Here is a 25,118-nt window from a genome sequence, read left to right as displayed (position 1 = left end):
CCATAATAAAAAAACAATGGAGAAATATGATGAAAACATTATATTTACAAATAAACTATCTAACTTAACTCCTAAAAAACAGTTATCAAAAGTAGTGGAAAATACTAATAATGACTACATACCTATTTTTCCTATAGTAAAACAATTTAGTGGAGATATCCTAATTAAGGATAAATTACCTTCAGAGTTAAAATTTGTTAATAGTCAAAATCAATTTAAGTTCTACCCTGTTTCTTGATCTGTAGATAATGATATGCAAATTTTCTCCAATACTACTATTAATGGAATAGTTAATTATGAAGGCCATGATTTTCCTGTAAAAACCTATGTTATCACTCAATTAAAATCAAATATAAATGAGAGCGACTATTTTTCAAAGGAAGAAGGCTGAACTATTGATTTGGAAAAAAGTACCCGTGACGGTAATAGCAGCAATTTACCTAAGCTTATTGATCGTTCGGGTAATTATAGATCTAGTGCTTCTAGGTGAGATAACTGAGGTAAATTTGGTGAAGAACAAGATACAAATTTAGTTTTTCATTGAGAAGAACCAACAAATATTTCGAGATTTGAAGTAAATTTTTGACTTTATGCTAGCCAGGGGAACTCAAGTGGTAAGTTACCTAAGAGAATTTTTGTTCAATACTCAAAAGACGGTGAGAATTGAATTAATGTAGAAAATCAAGATAAAATAACAGACGAGGATTTAGGGCCAATGAGAGGAATGTCAGGATCTTTAGCAAATACAGCTCATGCAAAAGTAATTTCTTTCAAAACCGTTAAAACAAATTGAATTAGAATTCATTGAGAACCAGCTCAAGATAATCAAGGAAAAAATCACATTTTAGGTATAACAAATATTGCGTTTAAAGGGATTGATAAACAAGATATATTAAATTTTAGTCAAAGTAATGATATTTTTGGATATGAATATAATGGAGTTAAATATAAAAATAATTCAGAAATAATTAATATTAATTCACAAGATTTCGATGACAACTTTAAGATTTTTACAAATGCAACAACTACAGTTAAGCATGTGGTTAGTGAGAAACAAAAACAAAAAACTTATAAAGTTATTTCATATAATGATCTTGGTGAGTATAAAGTCTATACAATAATTGTCGACAAAAAGAAGGCATAAAATGAAAATTAGTAAGAAGAAAATCTTTAAAACTAAGTAGTGTAGAATTTATATAGCATTGAAATCAAACGCACTCAAAAAAATCATCTTTGTTATAGATGATTTTTTTGAATAATTATTTTGTTATACATGTATAAATGTTTATTTATCCAAATGTAGGTTGAATTCTTTATACTTTTTAAGATATTTTATCATTTCAATTTCACTTGTAATATCAATTTTGTAATTTTGAAGTTTTTTAATTATTTCGTCTTCTATATTATTTTTATTTAGGTATATAACACTTCCAGAATCATGATCTCAGTAAAACTTTTTATTATCAAATTCAGTGTAGATGGTGGGTTCTAAAATAAATAAATTATTAACATCTATAATAAATAAAATTTCTACTTTTAGTAGTTTGATATATCAAGAATTTAAAAGCCGCTTTTTTTTTTTTTTTTTGAAACAATATTAGTGAAAAACATTATTTTATTACAAATAAGATAAATTCATAAGAGAGGAAATTTATGAAAAAATGAAAACATTTAATGTTATTACCAATATTGGTTAGTCCAGTTATATTGAGTTCTTGTCAGAATATTTATGCTAAAAAGGTTGAACCAAAAAAGGTTAAGACAATGTCTTTACAAAATAAATGGATTATCTCAACTGCAAGAGATTTTGTAAAAGACTATAAACCTGGAAATTTAGAAAATCAGATTCATACAGACGATGTAACTTTTTCTAAATACAAAGAAGTACCATACTTTATCTATGAAGCATTTAAGGATTTATTATTCGGTCAAAGAGATAGTAAAAGATGATATGATATTCTTAAATTTTGAAAACATTTTGAAATCGTTGATGAAGAATATAAAGAAGCAGAGATTAATTTTAGAAATGTTTTTTCTGAAGATGCATTTAAATATTTACAAAGTTTTGTGAAGTTAAAAGATGAAAAAAAGGTTAAATTAAATGAAACTAATAAAGATAGTTTTAAAGACAAAGTAGCAAGGTTGAAAAAAGATAAATGAGTATATTCTAAAACACAGGATTACATCGAAAAAGTACAAGATACTAGAACCTATGATTTTGAAAATCAAAGAAATAGTTTTTTAGATAATGTTTATAACACTGATGTTTATAAATTAGGTTTAAGACAAATTGGAGAAGATAGTAATAATGATCTTCCCTATAAGTTCGCTCAACTAATATCAGAATGAGAAAAACAATATATAGCAGAAGTTAAAAGAGGTAATAAACAAATCACTTTAAAAATGATAAAAGATTGGTTTAAGATTTATTATGATTATTACAAAATCAAAAACGGTATTAATGCTAATTATAGTTCATTTAAAGGATATTCATTATTAAATGTTGATAAGGTGGTAAATATTTTTGATAAAAAATCCAAAAAAGATTTAGCACAAAATTATGGATATGATGATGTATATGATTATAAAACTGATACTTTTAAAAATGAAAAAGATGCTATTACAAAAGATGATTATAAATCAATAGTTCAAACAAATAATGAATTTAATAAAGGTGCTAAATTAAGGTTTTCAACAAATATAAACGCTAAAAGTAATTTAGCAACTAGAAACGTACAATTATTTAAAGATGTAACATCCCAAGGTAATTTAGCACTAATTGATAAAAACTTCCAAGCATATATCATCACTTCAAGACATAGTCTATATCAAAGATTAGTTAGTTATTATCAAACAACACATCTTGATGAAATTGAAAAAAAGGATACACGTTTACTTAATGATTTATTACAAACTAAAACTAAATATGAAGACCTTGTTGTAAATAGTAAAGATAAAACAGAATTAGCATTTCAAGCTCAAACAATGTATGATAACGATGATTATTTTGCAACAAGCATTAATGGAAATAGAAATATCAAGCATAATGAAAACAACACTAAAAAAGGATATATCTTAGATCCTAAAACTAATAAGATAACTAAAAGTTGAGATTATACTTTAACACTTTTATTAAATGACTATTCTAAAAAAGAATTAAACTTAACAGCAAATGAATTTAAGTTATTATATAACCCAATGTGAGATGATAGAGATAAATTAGTCGATCAGGTATTGATTAAAGTAGATTTATCAAAACAACCTAAGGAAATCAAAGAATTATTAAAACAAAACCGAGCATATTTAAACCCAATGAAATTAACTTCGGATTTAATATTAAATGATAGAGAATTATCAACAGGGAATTATGTTTTTAACCCTCAAACATATTTTATCAATGAAGATATTAAAGATAACTTTAAAGACATCATTAAAAGTGAAATTGATGAATATAACAATGTTGATTATCAAAAGACTTATTTAAATTGAGTTAATAAAAAAGATGATAAAGAACTTAATAAAATTGATAAACAAAATCTTTATTTATTAAATAAAAATAACTTCATTAATGACTTTCCAAAATACAATTCAAAAGATAACTTAATTCAAGTTTATAATAACTGACAAGAGCAATCATTTTTTAAAAACATTGTAGATAAAGATAATGAAAATATCGATTTATATAATAATGGAATTCTATATAAAGGTTGAGATGATTATGTTAAAACTAATCCATATTATCAAGATCAGTTGTATGATAAAAAGTATCGTTTAAAATATTTAGGAATTGATTTAAAACAAAGTGAAATATTTAATGTTTATGATTTTATTTCTAATCAATATTACTATACAAGTTCTAATGTGTTTCATAGTGATAATAATTATCAAAAAGATAGTGAAGGTAAAAACCCAGTGATGTCGAAAGTCTTTTTAGGTTATTTATATCCTGGGGTTTCAGGAACTGGATTAATGAATACTAAATATGAAATTTTCGATGAGATTAATAATAAAAATACTAATGATACAGATCCTAATGTTTTTAAAGATAATTATAATGTTGCTAGTTTATCAAAGAAAACAGATCAAGTAGCATATGATGAAATGAAATATATGATTGTAGGAATTAGTTCTCCCATTGATATGAATGATAAGCAAGCAATTAAAAACAACTTCGTTGATTTTCAAAATACACCAATTGCTCTTGGTAGAGCAGTAGTATTGGATAATAAATTAGTATCAAAGTATAATGAAATCCTAGATGAGTTAGCAGCTAAAGAATAACAAAACATTTTAAAAGATAAAAAAAATAAAAGCAGTTAGTGCTTTATTTTTTTTATTGCTCGTTGTTATATATCAATGCCGTTCATTGTTTATTATTGTTCATTGTTATATATCAGCGCTCATTCTCTAAGATTAAAATATTCATAAAGTTTTATATCAAACAAGATTTGAGAAAATTCATTAATATTAGGAAGTTTATTTTTCAACTCTAATAATTGTTGAATCTTTTTATCCTCTTTTAATAATAATGCAGGATTTAATGCTAGTGAATTATGAGTTACTAAAAATAAATGTTGCATTATATTAAAGTGATTGAAACCTAAAAATTCAGCAAAGGTTTTATTGATAAAGTATTGATACTCTTTAGAACGTCATTCATTTTAATTCTTTTAAATTTATAAAATTGTCTAAATAAGATCAAAAACACTTGCGTAGTTAAACACAAGTGTTTTAAAACAAATTTTTATGAAATTATTTTATTCTTACAATTTCATATTTATTAAAACCTTTATTAGAGCGTCTAATTTCAAAACTTTTATTATTTGCTTTAAAATGTGGAAATTTATTTGCTTTTTCAGTATTTGTTTCACAATGCACAGCAATAAAATTTTCTAATTCATCTTTTCCGCCACATGAAACTGGTAAAATATGATCAATATTTCAGCAAAATTCACTATTTGGATCACCATATGCGGATTTATCCATTATTCTACCAGCAAAATCCCTTTTTTTATTTCCATTTTGATTACTTTTTACAGATGCTCATACTCTATTTTTATCCATCATTAGATATTCCTTCCATTATAATTTCTTTAATTTCTTTTGTAGAATTTTCTCATTCTTCATTTATGAACACATAATATTTTTTTGAAAAATATTTTAACTTTTTTTCAAATAAAGGATTAAGTGTATTATTATCATCTAAATATTCTTGATTTATAGCTTTAAAAAATTCATCATTTTTTAATTCTAATTTTCTTCTTTCTTCTTCTTTATTTTTACTTGCTTTTTCTCTATTTTTTTTGATTTCTTTGTAATTTCTTAAAATAACAAAGGTAAGATCTACTTTTGGCTGTATAGATAAAAGAAAATAATATTTAACTTTATAATAAAAGTTTCACTTAAATCTTTGTAGTTTTGTAAAACATTTTATATCCATTAAAACTTTGGGATACAAGAAATCATCAATCATATGTCGATCAATCAACGATCGTTCATATTGCTGCATTTCTTTTATTTGTTTATAGCGATCTTTAAAAAATATTTTTTGGGTTTTATATCCATATTTTTTTAGATCTTTCATATAGTTTTCATATTTTTCATCAATGTTTCTTTCGTGAATTACTTTTATATTATATTCTTTTAAAAAGTTTCCTATTTTACCTATTATGGTCGATTTACCACTGGCTCCCATTCCAATAAATGCAATTTTAAAACTTTTGTCTTTTGATGTGACAAGATATAAATATATTGATACTATAAAGTATATAAAATTTACTATTATAGCTACAAAACTTAAAAATGCTATACCAGAAAAGAAAATAAAACATAAAATATTTTTAATACATCATATAATTCAACTATCACGGAAACCAGCAGCCATCATAGTTAAGGCAACTACTGATACTGAATTGAAAATAGCTAATAAAATTGCTGAAATAATTTTGTAATTGAAATTTGATCCAAACTCTAAATAGTCAATATTTAAAATTTTACCAATAATACTATTAGTTAAGGGATTTAAAAAATAAAATGCTATAAAGAAAACTAAAAAATAAAAAACAAATAAAATTGACGAATAAATAGAATTTCTTATTAAATATATCTTTTTATTTTTGTTTATATATTGTTTTATATAAAGTATTAATAAAATAAATATATAAATTATTTGTAAAAATCCATCTATTACTAGTCCATTTGTAAAAGAAAACAAGCAATACAATAATGCATTTAAAATTGCTGCTATATAAGCTATATTACTTTTTTTAGCAAATAAATATATTGATATCACACCTAGAAAACCAGATAATGACACAAAAATATTTATTAATTTTCTTCAAAACGAAATATTAGATTTTCATAATAGAGTTCCTGTATCAATATTGTATATTGAAAAAATAAACAACATTAAAACAATTACTCCAAAACCAACTATTTCAGCTTTATTTTTATTTTTGATAAATTTCCTCCTTTCATTTATCTTGTCATATTAATCTTAAAAAAAAAAAAAAAAAAAAGAAGCAAAATTTTAAAAAGTCATATTTTATGAAAATTTATTTCATATAATGAACTAAAAAATAAAATCATGCATAAAACATACATGATTTTAATTCAATTAAATTTATTTTTTTTCTAGAATGTTAAACATATTTTTCTTATAAACTTCAACTCCAGGTTGATTAAATGGATTTACTCCTAATAGATATGCACTCATTGTAAGTGCTCTTTCAAAAAATATAAATAATGCACCTAATGTCTCTTCATTAAAACGATCAAATAATAAATGAATATTTGGGACTTTTCCTACTTCAACATGAGCCTTTGTGGTCGCTTTAAATGCGACATTATTTACATTATGTAATGAGTTACCAGATAAATAATTAAGCTTATCAAAATCAATAGCATCTTCGCTAAAATGAATATCATTTTCAGGATTTTTTAAAGTTAAAACAGTTTCAAAAAGAATTTTATTTCCATCTTGAATCATTTGCCCTAATGAATGTAAATCAGTTGAGAAAATTGAACTTGTTGGTCATATTCCTTTACCATCTTTACCTTCTGATTCAGCAAATAATTGCTTTCATCATTCAGCAAAATATTGTAATTTTGGTTCATATGAAACCATCATTTCAATATTAAATCCTTTTTCTTTATGTAAATAATATCTAGTTGTAGCATATAAATAAGCAGGATTTTGTTCTATTTTGTCTGAACTTAATTCATCGTTTGTTTCTTGCGCCCCTTTAAGAACTTTTAAAGCATCAATTCCAGCACACATAAAAGGAAATAATCCAACCGGTGTTAAAACTGAAAATCTCCCTCCTACATCATCAGGAATTATGAATTTTTGGTACCCTTTTTTCTCAGCTAGGTTAAATAAAACACCTTTTGCCTTATCGGTAGTTGCAACAACTAATGAACTTGCATTTTCACCTTCATTTTTTTCTAATAAGTTTCTAAATTCTCTAAAAGCAATTGAAGGTTCTAATGTAGTTCCAGATTTTGAAATAACATTAATTGCAAACTTTTTGTTTTGAACATATTTTAATTTTGCTACTAAAGATTCAGATGAAATATCATTTCCGGCAAATAATAATTCAATATCAGGTTTTTTAGTTGAATAAGGACCATAAATAAAATCATAACCAGCTTTAGCTCCTAAATATGAGCCACCAATTCCAATTACAACAACAACTTCAATTCCTTGTTTTTTTCATTCATTTGCTTTATTATACATTTTAATAAATTCTTCTTTATTGTAATTGTTTGGAAGATCATATCAACCTAGCCAATCTTTTTCTGCTACATTTTTATTTAAAACATCATTATGAATTTGTGTTACTTTTTTTTGTAAATAATCAACGTCATGTAGATTATTTTTTAATGCATTTTTTATATCAATATTTAAATATTTAAGCATTCTTCCTCCGATTATTAATTGTTAAAATTATAATACATTTTTTTACAAATCTCTAAATATATGCATAGAAAAAGTATTGAATTGTTTCTTCATCTTTTTACTTCATAAACACAATTAAATAATTATTAAAAATTTTTTATACCGGAAATTTGTTTAATATCTTATGAGTTGTGTTGTTTTTTCTGCTCGCCTAAAATGTGACATTTACGACAACGAGCTTCATATTCTTGATCTCCTAAATAGTTTAATTGTTGATTTGCTTCTTTTCTAAATGAAAAAGCGGCATCTGATTTACATAATAAACAAACTGCTTTAAGTTTTTTAACTTCATCTGCAATCGCTAAAAGGCCCGGAGTAACTCCAAATGGTCTTCTTAAATAGTCCATATCTAAACCACTAACTATCACTCTAACTCCGTTTACAATTAAACTATCTATAACTTCAAAAATACCATTATCTAAAAAATTAACCTCATCAATGGCAACAGCGCGATATTTATTAGTTCAATGATCTAAAATTTCTTTTGAATTATTAATTGAGATTGCTTTAGTCTTCGCTCCTGTGCGGCTCACTATTTTTTTAGCATCAAATCTTGTATCAAAAGCAGGCTTAAATACTAAAGTATTAATCTCTGCGATTTCAAATATTTTAATTCTTTTTAATAACTCTTCAGTTTTACCAGAAAACATTGGCCCAGTTATTACTTCTAAAGTTCCTTCAGGTTTTTTTAATGTCATATTTCCTCCATTACTTTGTAATTTAATATTTTAATAATTTTTTCTAGAATACAAAATATTTAGAAAAATAATTTGCAAACCTAAGAAAATAATGAAAATTAGCAATCTTAATTTATTTTTTGCTATACTACATATTTATTATTAAAAAAACAAAAGGAGATTAATTATGTTGATTGGAATAAGCGGAATGATTAGTAGTGGAAAAAGTACCCTAACTAAAAAACTACATCAGTACTATGCCTCATCAATAATGTTGGAGGAATTCGAGGAAAACAATGTAGTATTTAACACATTTTTAGAATGGTTGTATCATAAAGAACCTAATTTAACTATGGGTTTTCAAACATATGTAGTTGAAAACCATACAACTAAATTATCAGAAATAATTCAAAAATTTAGAAACCTTGGTAAGAATTTTAAAAATGATCATATTTTCTTAGATCGTTTTAGTATTGAACATTATATTTTTGCTAATGTTAATTTAAGGCCAAAAGGCGAATCATATTTAAATGGTTATGATGCATTATTTAGTCATTTGATCACAAAAGAGGAAACTCCTGATTTAGCCATTTATCTTGATATGAGTTATGCCACATTTGAAAAAAGATTATTTGAAAGAGGCAGAAAAGTGGAAATTGAAAACTATAAAAATAATATAGATTATTTTAAAACACTTTATCACCTATATAAAGATTTATTTCAAAAACAGGCACAAAAGTATAATTTAAATTACGTTATTATAAACACAGATAATCTCAATGAAGAAGAAGTGTTTAAAAAAGCAATAGAAATAATCGATTCTTTTGATCTAAATAAGGTGGATCGTAAATAATGGTTATTGCAATTAGCGGGATGATCGGTTCAGGTAAAAGCACTTTATCAAAAAACCTATGTAAAGAATATAAAAATTCATTAATGGTTGAAGAATTTGCTAATGATGATAAAGTGTTTAATACATTTTTAAAATGAATTTATGAACATGAACCGAATATAGATATTGCTTTTCAATCTTATATCATTGAGTCATTATCAGATTCATTTAAAAAACATCAAAAGCATTTCCTAGAGATTTATAAATCACATAATTTGGGATATATGTTTTTAGATCGTTTTAATGTGGAACATTATATTTTTGCAATTGTAACACTTGAAAAAAAACATAAAAAATATCTTAAAGCATTTGATGCGTTATTCCATCATATAATTAATATTGAAGATAATCCTGATTTAGCTATATTCTTAGATGCTAATTTTGATGAAATTAGAAAACGTATTTTTTCAAGAGGGAGAGAGGTTGAAATTAATAATTTTAATCAAAATGAGGCGTATTTTAAAAGGCTACACCAGCTATATAAGGAGTTATTTATCAAATTATGCACATATTATAAAATACCATATTACATAATTGACACTAATTCTAAAAATGATCAATCAGTATTATATGAATCTAAAAAAATCATTGATAAGTTCGATTTTTCAAACTCACATCGGTATACAAAAGATTAATACAAAAATTTAATTAAAAACTAGGCTAAACCTAGTTTTTAATACTATACAAATTCAAGACCATCATCTTCTGATTCTATTCTTGCATTATATCCAGCACCTTTAAGAGTGTTTAATAATTCTCTTGCATTAGATGGAACAATAATTTCAGTATTATTATTAAAATTACCATCAGAATATTCGATTAGTGTTGAAAGATTTTGCAATCCTTTAGAATTGAGGTTGGTATTTGAATTATCGATGGTAATTTTAATTTTTTTAGTTGTATTACCATTTGAAAACATAATTTTTGAACGTGGGTTTCTTTTTTGCTTTATCAAAATATCATCAAATTGAGCTTCATTCATATCAAGAACAGGAACTTCTCATGTATCACTATCATTATAAAGTTTAATTTTGTTTAATTTTCTAACAAATTGTTTTCCTCTTTCTTCATCGTAGAAAATAAGGCCACGTAAAGTTTTAATATTTTTAACTCTACTTAAATCAATTCCCATAGGATATGAGTTTCCATCACTATCACGGTCTGGTTTATTACCTGGACCAAATGGGCCTTGGAAAATTCTTTCATTATTTCTAGTTCAATACGCCATTCTTAGACCATTATTAATTATTGTCGGATCATTATTTCGATAATCTTCATCATCAAAAGCTAAATTATCAAATGTAATTCGTGAATAAATAGTTAATCCTTGAATGTATTCACCTGAAACATTGTAATCAGCCATATTTACTCATGCCACTTTATTTAAGGCTCAAGGATTTAAAGCTCAATCATCATCTAAGGTGTTAACCTTATTGTTCGACAATAATGATAATTCGTCAATTTCTTTATCTTTAATATATTTTAAAGCTGATGTGTTTTTTGATTCGAAAAATAATTCAAGTAAAGGAAGTTTTTGAGGTAAAACAGCTAATATCTTAGAAATATCTTGATCTGAACTATTTTTACCTACGTTTTTAATTCTATAACCTGTAATATCGATCTGTTTCTTTTTAAATGCTTCAATTAATTTTTCTGCTTTTTCAAATGCATGAGCATATTCTAAGTCGATTGTTACAACAACCGCTTTTTCTCTATCAGCTCCCTTAACTTTTTCTATACGATCATATTGAGTAATAGAAAATCCGCCGATACCTCTATATTTAATTAGATCTTTAAACTCAGAATCCTTATTAAGAAGTTGTCTATAAAATTCCGTAACATCTGTATCTCTTCAGTTACCGTATTTACCTCTTTCTACATCTTCAGGGTTTCTTGATCAAATGCTATTATTTCCTAAAACACGTTTAATTCTATTGTTACGTCTTATTTCACCATCAACTGGATTTAAAGGAGGCTCATAATTACCTGATTCTCATTCACCTTTGTCATTAACTCAAACATTACCACTATCTTGAGGAATTACATAACCTTTTGCTAATTCATCTTTTACTGATTGACTAATATTAGTAATTTTGCTATGATCAATATGCAATAATAATTGCAAATGTCCAAGTGGAATTTTCTTTCTTTCATATGCTCTTGGTGGTAATCATGAAAACTCTTCTTTTGAGTTTCATCATTCATCTAAGTGTTGTAAAGCAATATCATCTACATATTTCGCAATTGTTTCTTTTGATTTCAATAAACGATAATATTTAAATCATAAAGTGCTCAATTGCTCAGGAGCATTTCCATCACTATTATAATAAGCCACTTTTTCATCAATTGATTTATTTTTATCTTCTAATAATTCTCTATATTGTGAACCTTTGCCAAAAATATAATCGCCTGCTTTTCCATGTCTAATTGCTCTTTGAACACTTTTTTCAATGTTTTTTTCTGTTAAAGCTCCAGTGATATTTTCTACATCTGGAAGAAGTTCGGCGCGATAAGGGATACGATTAGCAATTCCTTTCGCTATATCAGCCTTAGAATATTCTCTTGGTTTAAAATAAACCTTGTCTCCATAATATGAAATATCACCATGTTCAATTAAAACATGTTTTTCAACTCTTGGTATATTTTGAGTTTCAGGTGTTGATTCAGGCGGGTTCGGTTTAACATCTGGCTCAACTTTTGGTTTTTCTATTTTTCTTAATTTATCGGTGTTATCGATTGTTTCATTTGGTGTAGGAATTTTATCTTTAATTGGTTCTTTAATTTTACGTCTTGGTAGATTATCATCATATGCTCCGCTTCTTGCGTTAGATGGATCTGCTGTTTCATTATCAATAAATGTTTTTACAGTTCCAGATATATTAAATTTAAAATCAGAAATATTCTTTGATAATTGTGCATAAACTGTAGTTAAAGCTATTGATGCAATCATTCCACCTATACCAGCTAATAAAAATACTTTTTTTCTTCTTTTCAACATAATAACATCCTTTATTTTAGAAAATACTACTTATTTTTATTTATTTTAAAAATTATATCATAAGATTGTAAATTATTGGATTTTTGAATAAAAATGCATTTTTTAAACTATTTCGCTTAAAAAAGCCCTTTTAGTGTTTTATCTGTAAATTATAATAAGTATTTAATAAAGATTGCGTTTTTTCAGAAACTCCGCGAATTCTTTGGTGTTTTATGTTATTATCACTAGTATTTACCTCGAAAATAGAAATTGCCGTTTTATCAAAAGTGTTGTTTTCATTAATGAAATAATTTCTTTTAATAACATCATATTCAGCAATATTGCTTGGGGTATAGTTGATAAAAGTAAAGTTTTCTAAATTCGGATATTTTTCAATAAGAAATTCATTTCAACTTTCGTTTTTAAAATCAATGTGAGATAGTACAAAACTGGTTTTATCAATTAATTTTTTCTCACTTATATCGGTATTTATATTTAAAATTTTCTTAAAAATTATCTTATAAACTTCTGAATCATTGTTTTTAGTTGAAAATAAATCTTGCACAAAGATTTTAAACTTTTCTAGTTCTGAATTATCGATTAAATCATTTAAAGTACTATCAAAAATTTTTCTTAATTTTGATTTAAATTCATCAAATTTTACAAGACCATCACGATTTAATTTATTTTGATTAAAAATTTTAATAAATTTGTCCCTAAATAATATGTTTAAATAATCATCATACAATTTTGTTTGAAATGCTTTTTCATCATTATATGTATATGCTGCTTCAATATTTGCATAAATACTATTTCTAAGTGTTTGGTATAAAATATCTTCGTTTGCATTAGAAATATTTTTAGATACAACCAAGCCATCAACTAATAAAACATTTTCAGAAAATTTGATGACTTTAATTGTACCTTTAGGTACCGGAATAATATCTTGATTTTTATCTTTAATATTGAATCCATTGTCCTCTGAATAATAGGCGTCTAATGCATCACCATTGAACATAATTGAAGCAGTTATGTCTTTGCGACTAGGATCAATCAATGAACGCAATATTTCTAGACCATCACCATTGAATGAAATTGCCTTATCATCTATTTTTTTATTTGTTGAATTTTGAATTAAATCAATAAAGCTATCAACTAATATTTTGTAGTTATTCTCATTAACTATTGAACCGTAATTCGAAACTATTTTATTATTTGTAAATTTGTACGGAGATCCATACAACATATTAACTCTAACCGCATCAGTAATTACTAGGTTATTGTAATTATTATTTTTTAAGGTATTAAGTATGTTGAATAATGAATAAGGTTTAATATTATCTTTAAAATTAGTGATTGAGGATTTATTAATTACTTTTTTATAATTTTCAATTATTTTTTCATTTGAAATAAATTCATTTGATTTATCGCTAGCTTTTAATGAGTTATAAGCAATTACTCCATCTTGTTGAAAATAAGGAACAAAATATTCTCATAAATGTTTTGGTTTATTATATAAATTACCAAATTCATCAGTTTTAAGTTCCTCATCATAACTTTCTAGATGCTTAAACACAATTGGTGTATAAATTTTTTGTAGAATTTGTTTTAATTCGTTTGAATCATTTATTTTTCTATTTAACAATTTTTCAAAATTAACTTTTTTAATATATCCTTTTTTAATTAAATTTATAGTTTGAAAATCACTACCGATTCCTGCTATTGCTTTATTATTAATTAATCCAACTGTAAATTCATCAATTTCATTAAAAGTTTTATAATCAAATGATTGATTAATTTTTGCTTCATTCACTTTACTTATATATGATTTATAGTTGTAAAATGTTGGTTTAAAAGGTGTTCCTACTTTAAAGCCAACTAATAAAAATACAATGATTGCGATAAATAATGCCAACCCTAAAACAAGAATATTTTTTATATTTTTAAAACTAAAAAAATTCTTAATATGCCCCATAACTTTCCTTCTAATTTTATCTTTAATATTTTAAAGAAATTTTAATACTTTTATTAAGTTTATAAAAGAAAAAAAGAAAATACCTTAAAGGTATTTTCTAAGTATCTATAAGCCGTGTTCTGTACATTAAAAATGCGCTGATAATTTATCTAATATTTAATAATATTCTTTGAAATCGTTCAATTCCTATTCAAAGTTCCCCTACCAAATTTGGGTTTCTAGCTCATGGAGTTTACCCGTTTCACAATTCTCGTCTCTGTGGCACTAGTCGTCTAGGCTTAAGCTTATTAGGCTTAACATGAACACTACCAACATCGCAGTCGGTGCTAGCACGGACTTTCCTCTACGAATATATCGCAGCTATCAGCTGATACATATAAATAATACCACAAAAATAAATGATATTTTAATTTTTGATGTTATAATAAAAAAATGAAAATAAGATTTAAAAATAAAAAATGATATTTAAATATCATTGATTGAAAAGTGGGCATTCTTTCATTATTGATTATATTTTTAATTTTTAATACTTTATACTCTTTTGATTATGGCTCATGAATATGAGATGGTGACTTATCGCCTTGGCAAAAAACTATAGGAATATGTGTTTCTTTATCAGCTATTTTGGGTGTATTGTCAGTTGTATTATTTGCAGTTCATAAAAATTTAGCTTATGTGCTCGGGATTGTAAATGCAATTTTATTTTCACTTTTTGCTTTCTCTTTCGGCTTAGCAATAGAAGGATTTACAAACTTTTTCATCTATATTCCAATTATGATTTTAATGTGATATAAAACAACAAGAATCAAAAATAACAAAAAACAATTTGAATCATTTAGATCAAATACATACTCAACAATTTTCTTTATTTTTTTAACATTTATCTTAACAATTGCATTTTATTATATAAATCCTAATTTAAATAAGGTTGCTATTCAAATCTTCGGAAAAGATAAGGTATATGAATATGGATCAAATTTTAAATACTTTGAAATAGCATCAATTATAAATTCTTTAATTACTGCATTATCGATAGTTGCTTTAACAATGATGGTTTTAGGATTTAGAGAATCATGAACAATTTGAATAATTAAAAATGTTTTTTCATTTATATTTTTTGGCGGAATTGGATTTTTAAACATTACTACATTATTAATTAATGTTACATATATGTGTATTTCAATTTACTTATATCTTGTTACAACCAATAAACAAAAACTAAGAATTGCTTTTTCAAATAAAATTAATTTCGAAAATACTTTAAAATTTCTAAAAGCAAAAGAATTTTATCTTAGTTTGAGTCAACAAAGCGCTTTAAATAACTTTGATTTCAAAACTGAAAACAAGATATTAAAATCATTGTTAAAAGAAATCAAAAAATCACAATTTGAAGATAATGTAATATTTGATAATTATCTTTTAGATCACATTTTAGCTCTTAAAAAATATCAATTAAGCTCATTCATAAAAAAAATAAAACGTGATTACTTAGTCTTCAAATATAAAATTTCACTTGCATTGCAAAATAAATTAAATTACATTTTCATTTATACAGAATCAAATAATTTTGAAGCATATAAAAATAAAAAAAATTGAAAAAAATTCACAAAAAAAGTAGTATTTTTATCAACTAATAAAGAAAAGTCACTCAACGAAATCAAAAACATAATTAAAGTTGAATTAAATAAAAAAACTACTTCAAATTTTGAAAAAATCTTTAAAAGACTTTTTGCTTAAATGTAGGTAAAAATCTATTTAGATTTTTTATTTTTTAAATAATTTATGTAATAATGATGATTTTAAATTAATAAGAACAAATAAGTTATAAAATTATGTTAGTTATGGTATCGATAAGGAGAAACTAATGGATATAAAAAGTAAAAAAGAGGAAATTTTAATAAAAAATATTAATGCTTGGAAAAATAAACTACTAGATCTAACATTAAAAAATAAGGCCTTAAACTTAAGCCTTAAACTCGGGAAAAGTTTTCCTTCAAAAATGCAAATTATTTATCCTTCATTAGAGGATTTTATGAAAATAATTGATTCATCAAATAGGGAAATCTTTTCATTAGAGCAATACAAAAGCATTAAAGATTATACAAAGCTTCCAGATGGTAAACAAGTAATTTATTCTCATACTCTTGAAGAAGTTTTGAGCAAAAACGAATTAAAAAAAACTAAGATATATACTGAATTTGGTGGTGAAATATTTGTAAATACTATTAAAAAAATTGCCAAAACAGCAAAAGCATTTAAAGATCAATTTTCAATTGATATTATGTATTTAACTTTCGGAATATTGCAATGATATGAAGATAAAACTTCTGAAACTCCTAGGTTTGCCCCTTTGCTTTTTTTACCTATCGAAATTAACAAAAGCCTTGATTCAGGCGATTGAAATATTTCGATTAAAAAAGAAAGTTTTTTTGATGAAAACCAAGCTTTGAACAAGAAATTATCAAATGAGTTCGATATTAACGTAAAATTCGATTCTAATGACGAAGATGATTTATTTACTAATTACCAGCAATATTGTAACAGCATTTTAGAAAAATCAACTGATAAAAGATGAAAAGTACATAATAAAATATTCCTCACTAACTATGACTTTAGTAATATAAATATATATAAAGACATCGAAACAAACATCACAACTATTTTAAATAGTGCGTTTTTTGAAGAATTAGTTAATCCTACAAAGGGCTTGGATTCTGATATAAGTCAAATAAATGATAAAAATATTAATGAAAAAATTGATATAGCTTCTCAATATAAAACTCTTGATTCTGATTCATCACAAGAAGTGGCTATACAAAATGCCATTAATAATAAAAGTTTTATTTTGCAAGGTCCACCTGGTACTGGAAAATCTCAAACAATCACGAACATCATTACAGAACTTATTTCAAGAGGTAAAAAAATACTTTTTGTTGCTGAAAAAAATGCCGCTTTACAAGTTGTTTATAATAACCTTAAAAAAATTGATCTCCATAAATATGCAATTCCTATTCATGATTCAAAGGTTAATAAAAAAGAAATTTTAACCGAGTTATTAAACTCTGCAGAGAATTCTAAATTATATGAAATTGATGAAAGTAAACTTAATAATTTAACATATAGCTATAATCAAAGTAAAATTGTATTATCAAAATATGGAGAATTACTCTTAACAAAATTCGGCCCTCAAAATCTTACATTATATGAATGCATTGAAAAATATTTATCATTGCAAGAATATCAAAACATTTATTTTATAATTGATGATATTAATAATATTGATTATCAAACTTTTGATAATACGATAAAAAATATTGATTCATTTTTAGATGCTTATAAAAATATTAATTTTAATTATTTTTCACATAAGTGACATGGTTTAAAAATTTCTGGTCTTAGTTTCGAACAAAAAAATCAACTTTTTAAAAATATCGATTTTTTAATTAGAAATAGTGCGAACATATTAAAATATGTAAAAGAAAATAATTTATTTATAAATAATTCTCAAATTGATGAGAACTTCACTAAAAATATTTTAAATATTAATAAAGTTTTAAATTTTTATCAAAAAGCAAATTTTAAGAACAATAAACAAGATTTTACATTTGAGGATTTAAAAAACACTCTTCAACAACTTCATAAAATTGAACAATTATGAATGAAAAAGGATGAAACTATTACAAGTCTCAAAAAAACCTGAAACTCCTTAAACTTTGTAGACCCTAAGCAAGTTATTGAAACATATAACTTTATTAACAAAAAATCTAAAAGTATTTTTAAATCACTTAGTCCATTTTTTCATAAGACCAAAAAAATATTTAAAAACAATCTTAAAAGTGAACTAAATTTTGAAGAAATTGATTGAATAGAAGAATTAAGAAAATTTTCTTTAATCAAAGAAATTGAACAACAAATTCTTGATATTTTTGACAATTTAAAAATTGATTTTAGTATTAGTAAATATCAAGAACTACAAAATTGAATTTCAGAGATTAATTATATTCTCGAAATTAATGACATTATCCAAATATTTAATACGTTATGAATGAGTTTATTCTCATTACAAAATTTCCAATCATTAAATGATCAATTTCAACAATATGTTGATAAGTTAAAACACTTGATTTTATTGTATAACAAAGATGAATTTGATTTTACAAATGTAAGTTATGTTAATTTTAGATCCAAACTAAACGATTTAATATCTCAACCTGAAAAGCTTGATGAATATTTAGAGTTAAATAAATATAAAAATGAATTATTAATTCATAATCAAGATTTTATCCAAAAAGTGTTAGAAAACAAAATTACTAGTAACTTAAAAGAGATTTATTTGGCAGTATTTTATAAAACACTAATTGAAAATGCTATTGATTCTAATTTCTGCGAAAGTGATGCAATTTATTTAAATAACAATCTTGAAATTTTCAAAAATAAAGATATTGATCTTAAACAACTTTCAAAAGAACGTATCGCAATGTCTATTGATGAAAAAATTAAAAAATCACTTTTATTTTCCGATTCAAATACTCAATATGCATTAATAAAAAAAGAAGCTGCTAAAAAGTATTCTAGATTATCATTTAAAAAGATTTTTGAAAAAGCGTTGGATTTTATTTTAAACATAAAACCGTGCTTAATGCTTTCTCCATTAACAGTTAGTCAATTTTTTAAGGATATTGATTTTAAATTTGATACTGTAATATTTGATGAAGCATCGCAAATTAAGCCTGAGGCAGCAATTAGTTCATTGTTCAGAGCTAAACAAGTAATTATTGTCGGTGACAAAGAACAAATGCCTCCTTCAAATTTCTTCAGCTCTGTTTCGAATGAAGATAATGATAGCGAAATTAAAAATGTTGATGAAGATGTTTCTAGTGGTTTTGACTCACTATTAAGTCTTGCTGAAGGAGCCTTGAATTCTATTAAATTAAAATGACATTATCGTTCATTATTTGAAGAATTAATTTATACATCTAATAGCGAAATATATAAAGATTTAATAACCTTCCCGAGCGCTAAAAACCCATCAAAATTTGAAGGACTTAAATTTTTTAAAGTAGAATATGATGAAATGAAATCCGAGGATACTCTCATTAAAAAAACAATGTCTATTTTAAAAGAATTGATAAGCAAATATAAAGATAAGTATTCTGTTGGTATTGTTGTTTTTAACGTCGATATTGTTAACAAAGTTGAAAATGAATTAGAAAAATTTATTCATAATAATCCTAAATTAAATTACTTTTTTGACGAAAATAAAAAAGAACCATTTTTTATCAAAAATATTGATGCTGTCCAAGGTGATGAAAGAGATTTTATTTTCTTTATAATTGAAGGTAAGAAAAACGCAAATCAAAGAGTTAGCGTAAATTTTGGTGCAATAAATCGTGAGGACTCAGGGTACAAAAGACTCAATGTTGCTATTTCTAGAGCTAAGAAAGGATTAATTTTAATCTCAAACTTTAATAGTAGCGAAGTTGATTGACATAAAAGCGATAAACGTGGAATACAATTATTAGAACAATTTTTTAAAAACGCTGAATATGGAATAAAAAATGATGTAAAATCTATTGATTTCAACAAAAGTAATGCTAGTTTTATCGATCATGTCTATAATGAACTTTCTAAACATGGTCTTAGTCTTAAAAAAAATATAGGTTCATCAAGTTTTAAAATTGATATAGCAATAATCGATAATAATAACCCAGATAATTTTCTTTTAGCAATTAATTGCGATGGTAATAGTTATAAATTAGCTAAAACTGATCGTGATAGAGATCGTTTAATGCAACAAATATTAGAATCTAGAGGATGAAACTTTATCAGAATTTGATCAGTTGATTGATACAAAAATCCTCAAAAACAACTTAACTTAATTTTAAATAAAGTAAAGGAAATAATCGAAAATAACACTTCTAATAATCTAACCCAAGATACTACTAAAAAAATTCCAAAAATTAGTTATATAAAAGAAAATAAAAAAGGACTAGATCATATTTTTAGTGTTTATCCAGATGTTGAAAACCTCATTAAAAAATATTCATTTGAATATCGCCAATCAACATTCATAAATCAAAAAGCACAAATTGCTAAAAATATCATTGATGTTTTAGCTCCTATTTCCTTTGAAGCATTTTGTCGCATTATTAGAGATTTAAATGAAATGAATAGTGTAAATAAGGCAATTAAACTTGAAGCGCTTAAAATTGTTAATAAAATTGCAACATTCGATGATGACAATGAATTTATTTTATCTAATGAAAAAGACGACAATAAATATAAATTTAGAATTAGTACTAATCAAAATAACAAAAGATCGATCCAAGATATTTATGAACCAGAATTAGTTGATATTATTCTTACAATTTTAAGCTATAATGATATTCCTACTGATTTAACTGCAATAGTTAAAGAAATCTGTGTTAAAACTCAAACAATGAGAGTCACTACACAAATTACTAATAGAATTAAAGATCTTATTAATAAACTTGTTTTAAGTAACAAAATTCTTAAGGTTGACGAAAATACATATCAAATAGTAAAATAATTTTTCGAAAAATAAAAGCGAAAAAAATATTCGGACAAAATCCGAATTTTTTTTGCTTTATATTTTATTTGCAAGTAATTCAAGATTATATATTTGTAGAATTTGCTTTTTACCTTTTATTAAGTCTAAATTCTTAATCGATGCTATTAAATTCATATTTTTATTTATCAAAAAAGTAGTTTAATTAATGAACTAAATAAAGTAAAAAGTACATTTAGTGCTCGATTAATAGCTATATAAGTGCAAAATATTTTCTTAACTGTTATTTTCAGCAAATAATATCAATCCCTTTGTAACCATTTCATCAACAATTTCATCAAAGACAAAATTTATTAAATATTTTATATTAGCACCTGTATAAAAAATACTAAGATTCTCTTGATTTATTTCTTTTATAAAACCTTCTATCATGTGCATAGTCCCTTTTATAACCCCTAATGAAATTGCATCAAGTGTATTAGTTCCTAGTAGACATTCTGGATTATAATTTAAACCAATTTTATTTATTTGTGAAGTATTGTTATACAAAGAAAATAAACTTTTTTCAACACCTGGAATAATAATAACACCCAATAATTCTTTATTTAAAACTTTAATAATAACGGTTGCTGTGCCAAATGATATTATAATACCACTATTATATTTTTTAGCAATATAGTATGCATTTAACAATATATCCGTTCCGACTTCACTAACATTTATTTTAGAATTAATTTTTAAATCATTAGGATTAAAATCGCTTGCTTGAATTTTGGTGCACTTGATATTCAATTCTTGCATAACTTCATAAATGACTTGATTCTTTTCAGGTTTAACTGATGAAAAGATACATTCTTTAATTTTTGATCAATCTAAAATTAAAGAATGTAAATACTTTAATAAGGTGTCTTTATTTAAATCATATAAAACCATTTTTTTAATAATTAAATTATTTTCATGATCAAAATAACTTATTTTTAAAAGAGTATTACCCAAATCTAAATATATCATTTCGCATCCTTATTTTGTTTATAAAATAGTTAATTTTACTCCCTATAACCCATATTTAATATCATCAATTAAGGAATTAATTCTATCGTTTACCTCAATTGGTTTTTCAAAAAAAATTGCATGACCACAATCTTTTATCCCAATTAGATCTTTATTATATTCATTTGCAATTTTAGCAACTGATAAAAACGGAACAAATTTATCCATAGTACCTGTTATAAAAGAATAATCATTATTAGCTGCATATAAGTCTTTAATGATCTTTTTATGGTATCTTGGATTAAGTATTTCTTTTGAAACTAATTTATCAAAAATCATTCATTTATGCTCCATAAGTTTTAAAAATGCATTAGCTTTTTGTGTGATATTTTTACGATAATTTAATTTATTGCCATAAATTAAATTATCAGAGCTTTCTAAGGCATCATTATAGTTTTTAGGTACTAGTCATCTCGCGATTCTTTTAATACCTTGTTCAATAGTTTCATTTGCAAAAGTACTTAATAAATTATAGTTAATCGGAGCTGCTAAAAGTGCTTTTTTAACAATTTTATTATTTAAAAGATATAAAGCGCTAGCTCCACCTAATGAATGGGCTACAACTAAATCAAATTTATAATTAATTTTGTTAACAAATTCTAATGCTATTTTTTGATAATATTGAATAGTTATTTCAGAGTTAGAAGTGCTTAATCCACATCCTGGAAAATCAAAAGCAACTACATCATAATCTCTATTTTTTAGTTTATATAACTGATGAGCAAAGTTTGATGATGAGTTAAAACCATGTAAAAATAAAACTTTTGGCTTATTGCTATTTTCTTCAATATAATAAATTGTCTCATTAAATATCTGAATTTTCTTATTTTCCATTATTCACCAAACATTATATCAATAATTTCATTAACGCTAATTTGTCCAAAATAATTTTCTAAATTTTCAACCATAAGTAAAATTTTTTTAATATTTGCTTTTTCAAAATCTTGATTAATCAATAATTTTTCAATATACTCTGTACCTAAAAGTGTTAAAAAATCTCCTTCAAATTTGATTTGTGTGATTTTATTTTCTTTTACATTTGCATTAATTCCTAAGATTCCACCATCCAACTTTTTTTCACTGAAAAACGAAAACTCAGGATTTTTACCTAACACTCACTCTTTTGAGGATCTTATTTTTTGAAATTCAGGAATTTTTTTTATGTATTTTTCGGGGATTTCAACAATTTCCGCATGGTATTTTTCTTTTAAAAATAATGCAAATTTTCAAATAAATTCACTAGTTGGAATTTTTTGCTCAAGTACATCTGATAAATTAATCACTCTCTGTCTTGCACTTTTAATTCCTTTTGATTCCATTTTTATTTTGCTTGGATTTAAAACGCTTGCTAATTTTGATAAATTCGCATTATATAAAATTGTTCCATGATGCACTATTTTATCCTTATAAATAAATTGAGCATTGCCAAAAAACTTACAATCATTTACTACTAGATCATTTCTGCCTTTAAATTGTGCATCTAATCCTTGTAATTTTAAAAATTCCAAAACAGGTTCTAAAAACTTTTGATAACTTCATTGAGATTTATTAGTAGTTATAAATGAAAAATTAAAATTTCCTAAATCATGATAAACTGCACCACCTCCTGATAATCTACGATATAATTCAATATTCTCTTTTTCCAAAATATCAAACCTTACTTCTTTATAAGCATTTTGATTTCTTCCTATAATAACAGCATTTTTATGTTGATATAAATAGATTATGTCCTCTTTATTTTCATCATCTTTTGTCATTATTTCTTCAAGTGTTAAAGTATAAAATGGTGAAAAATGATTCTTACATATATATATTTTCATATTTTTCCTTGTTAATTAGATCAAAACTAGTAATTGTTTTAAATTCTTCTAAAAATTGATCTAATTCTACTTTTTAAAGTTTTAAATTTTTATTCCATAAATATTTTTCGTTCATAATCTCATCCTTTTTGATATCTATTATTTTCTAATAAAAACAATAGATATTTCATAAATCATCCAAAAAGCTTTCTTGATATTTTATTAACTTTAATATCGCTGGTTCTATTTTGGTGATCTAAAATTTCAAGGTCAAATAACAAACTATGTTCTTTGCTAAATTTCATTTGAAATTGCATTTTCATATTAATATTATAGCATTTTAAATATCTTATATTTATGACTCGGAAAATGATAAATGAAAAACCTAACTTAAAAGTTAGGATTTTAAAATATTATTCTTGATTAATGTTATATATTTTATATATTCGTATTCAAGTTATTAATAAACGCATCTCTAAGTGCGAATATTCTTACTTTCCAAGTGTTAAAAGTTGCATAAAACTATCTGGTTCTAATGAAGCTCCACCAACTAAAAATCCATCAATATCTTTTTGTTGATATAACTCTGCAATATTCTTAGGTGATACACTACCACCGTATTGAACTATTAAATCATCTGAAGTTATCGAATGAATGTATTCACATATATCTTGAGCTATTTCAGGTGTAGCTACCTTGCCTGTTCCAATTGCTCAAATTGGCTCATAAGCTAAAATTATCTTTGTTAGATCCAAATCTTTTAATGAACCTTCAATTTGTTCTTTAACGACTTCTTTTGTTAAACCTTTTTCATATTCTTGCAATGTTTCGCCAACACATATAATTGGTGTAATTCCATTTTCTAATGCTATTTTTGCTTTATTATTCACTAATTCATTAGTTTCTTTATGATATGTTCTTCTTTCAGAATGCCCTAGAACAACATATTCAACATCTAAATCCTTTAACATTGAAATTGAAACTTCGCCTGTATATGCTCCTTTATTATGCATTGATACGTCTTGAGCTGAAAGCTTTAAATCAGATACTTTGTTTTGTTTAAATGCTGCTAAATTAGTATATGGCATTGCAATACCAAAATTTAAATTAGATGCTATTAAATCAGATTTTTCACGGTATATTTTGCTAAATTTATCTAAAAATTCTACTGTTTCGGTAAAAGTTTTGTTCATTTTTCAGTTACCGATAATAATTTTTTTATTCATTTGACCTCCAATTATTAAATTTTAACAAAAAAG

General features: G+C 24.5%; 18 protein-coding genes and 1 other RNA gene. 6 read left to right on the top strand and 13 right to left on the bottom strand.

Annotated elements, in window-relative coordinates; translation table 4 throughout:
- Nucleotides 1–16: 16 nt before the first annotated feature.
- Together EXC48_RS02410 and EXC48_RS02405 are read left to right on the top strand one after the other, a co-directional pair.
- On the top strand, nucleotides 17–1,144 hold the full coding sequence (locus EXC48_RS02410) for a hypothetical protein (protein WP_223216307.1): 1,128 nt from the start codon (nucleotides 17–19) through the stop codon (nucleotides 1,142–1,144).
- A gap of 509 nt (nucleotides 1,145–1,653) precedes the next feature.
- Nucleotides 1,654–4,281: a hypothetical protein gene (locus EXC48_RS02405; protein WP_129720629.1), complete on the top strand. Its 2,628-nt coding sequence runs from the start codon at nucleotides 1,654–1,656 to the stop codon at nucleotides 4,279–4,281.
- A gap of 92 nt (nucleotides 4,282–4,373) precedes the next feature.
- On the opposite strand, the gene EXC48_RS02400 is transcribed toward EXC48_RS02405, so the two are convergent.
- From EXC48_RS02400 to EXC48_RS02380, 5 genes are all read right to left on the bottom strand, one after another.
- Entirely contained in the window at nucleotides 4,374–4,580 is a 207-nt protein-coding gene (locus EXC48_RS02400; protein WP_129720628.1) for a hypothetical protein, read from the bottom strand.
- A 172-nt stretch (nucleotides 4,581–4,752) separates the two neighbouring features.
- Nucleotides 4,753–5,067: an HNH endonuclease gene (locus EXC48_RS02395; RefSeq protein WP_129720627.1), complete on the bottom strand. Its 315-nt coding sequence runs from the start codon at nucleotides 5,065–5,067 to the stop codon at nucleotides 4,753–4,755.
- Nucleotides 5,057–6,409 (bottom strand): nicotinamide mononucleotide transporter, encoded by a 1,353-nt coding sequence (locus EXC48_RS02390; RefSeq protein ID WP_129720626.1) that lies wholly within the window; start codon nucleotides 6,407–6,409, stop codon nucleotides 5,057–5,059. Before EXC48_RS02390 ends, EXC48_RS02395 begins: the two co-directional genes overlap by 11 nt.
- A gap of 213 nt (nucleotides 6,410–6,622) precedes the next feature.
- Complete coding sequence (locus tag EXC48_RS02385) at nucleotides 6,623–7,921, bottom strand: glucose-6-phosphate isomerase (RefSeq protein WP_129720625.1); 1,299 nt, start codon at nucleotides 7,919–7,921, stop codon at nucleotides 6,623–6,625.
- 161 nt (nucleotides 7,922–8,082) lie between these two features.
- Complete coding sequence (locus EXC48_RS02380; RefSeq protein WP_129720624.1) at nucleotides 8,083–8,658, bottom strand: thymidine kinase; 576 nt, start codon at nucleotides 8,656–8,658, stop codon at nucleotides 8,083–8,085.
- 166 nt (nucleotides 8,659–8,824) lie between these two features.
- Between EXC48_RS02380 and EXC48_RS02375 the strand changes: the two genes are divergently transcribed.
- Entirely contained in the window at nucleotides 8,825–9,490 is a 666-nt protein-coding gene (locus tag EXC48_RS02375; RefSeq protein WP_129720623.1) for a deoxynucleoside kinase, read from the top strand.
- Nucleotides 9,490–10,164 (top strand): deoxynucleoside kinase, encoded by a 675-nt coding sequence (locus EXC48_RS02370; protein WP_129720622.1) that lies wholly within the window; start codon nucleotides 9,490–9,492, stop codon nucleotides 10,162–10,164. The genes EXC48_RS02375 and EXC48_RS02370 overlap by 1 nt, the downstream gene beginning before the upstream one ends.
- Before the next feature lie 44 nt (nucleotides 10,165–10,208).
- Here the strand turns inward: EXC48_RS02370 and EXC48_RS02365 are convergent, their stop codons facing one another.
- From EXC48_RS02365 to rnpB, 3 genes are all read right to left on the bottom strand, one after another.
- Nucleotides 10,209–12,527, bottom strand: a complete 2,319-nt coding sequence (locus tag EXC48_RS02365; RefSeq protein ID WP_129720621.1) for a putative immunoglobulin-blocking virulence protein — start codon at nucleotides 12,525–12,527, stop codon at nucleotides 10,209–10,211.
- A 130-nt stretch (nucleotides 12,528–12,657) separates the two neighbouring features.
- Nucleotides 12,658–14,481 (bottom strand): type 2 periplasmic-binding domain-containing protein, encoded by a 1,824-nt coding sequence (locus EXC48_RS02360; protein WP_129720620.1) that lies wholly within the window; start codon nucleotides 14,479–14,481, stop codon nucleotides 12,658–12,660.
- A 103-nt stretch (nucleotides 14,482–14,584) separates the two neighbouring features.
- An RNA gene (rnpB, locus tag EXC48_RS02355) (RNase P RNA component class B) lies at nucleotides 14,585–14,856 on the bottom strand.
- 57 nt (nucleotides 14,857–14,913) lie between these two features.
- Between rnpB and pnuC the strand changes: the two genes are divergently transcribed.
- Together pnuC and EXC48_RS02345 are read left to right on the top strand one after the other, a co-directional pair.
- Nucleotides 14,914–16,218, top strand: a complete 1,305-nt coding sequence (gene pnuC, locus EXC48_RS02350; RefSeq protein WP_129720619.1) for a nicotinamide riboside transporter PnuC — start codon at nucleotides 14,914–14,916, stop codon at nucleotides 16,216–16,218.
- A gap of 127 nt (nucleotides 16,219–16,345) precedes the next feature.
- A complete protein-coding gene (locus EXC48_RS02345; protein ID WP_129720618.1) occupies nucleotides 16,346–21,031 on the top strand; it encodes a DUF4011 domain-containing protein in 4,686 nt (1,561 codons plus the stop codon).
- A 255-nt stretch (nucleotides 21,032–21,286) separates the two neighbouring features.
- Here the strand turns inward: EXC48_RS02345 and EXC48_RS02340 are convergent, their stop codons facing one another.
- The 5 genes from EXC48_RS02340 to tpiA form a co-directional block, all read right to left on the bottom strand.
- On the bottom strand, nucleotides 21,287–22,021 hold the full coding sequence (locus EXC48_RS02340; RefSeq protein ID WP_129720617.1) for a type III pantothenate kinase: 735 nt from the start codon (nucleotides 22,019–22,021) through the stop codon (nucleotides 21,287–21,289).
- Nucleotides 22,022–22,063: 42 nt separating this feature from the next.
- On the bottom strand, nucleotides 22,064–22,894 hold the full coding sequence (locus EXC48_RS02335) for an alpha/beta fold hydrolase (protein WP_015287269.1): 831 nt from the start codon (nucleotides 22,892–22,894) through the stop codon (nucleotides 22,064–22,066).
- Nucleotides 22,894–23,880, bottom strand: a complete 987-nt coding sequence (locus EXC48_RS02330) for a lipoate--protein ligase (protein WP_129720616.1) — start codon at nucleotides 23,878–23,880, stop codon at nucleotides 22,894–22,896. Before EXC48_RS02330 ends, EXC48_RS02335 begins: the two co-directional genes overlap by 1 nt.
- 89 nt (nucleotides 23,881–23,969) lie before the next feature.
- Nucleotides 23,970–24,182 (bottom strand): hypothetical protein, encoded by a 213-nt coding sequence (locus tag EXC48_RS02325; protein WP_129720615.1) that lies wholly within the window; start codon nucleotides 24,180–24,182, stop codon nucleotides 23,970–23,972.
- Between the two features lie 168 nt (nucleotides 24,183–24,350).
- The gene (gene tpiA / locus EXC48_RS02320; protein WP_015287265.1) at nucleotides 24,351–25,085 is read right to left on the bottom strand and encodes a triose-phosphate isomerase; all 735 of its coding nucleotides are present in this window, start codon (nucleotides 25,083–25,085) and stop codon (nucleotides 24,351–24,353) included.
- Nucleotides 25,086–25,118 lie beyond the last annotated feature (33 nt).

This window comes from Mycoplasmopsis cynos (assembly GCF_900660545.1).
In the GTDB taxonomy this organism is placed as follows: domain Bacteria; phylum Bacillota_I; class Bacilli_A; order Mycoplasmatales; family Metamycoplasmataceae; genus Mycoplasmopsis; species Mycoplasmopsis cynos.
Note: the sequence above shows the minus strand (reverse complement) of the source record. Positions and strands in the feature narration are given on the sequence as shown.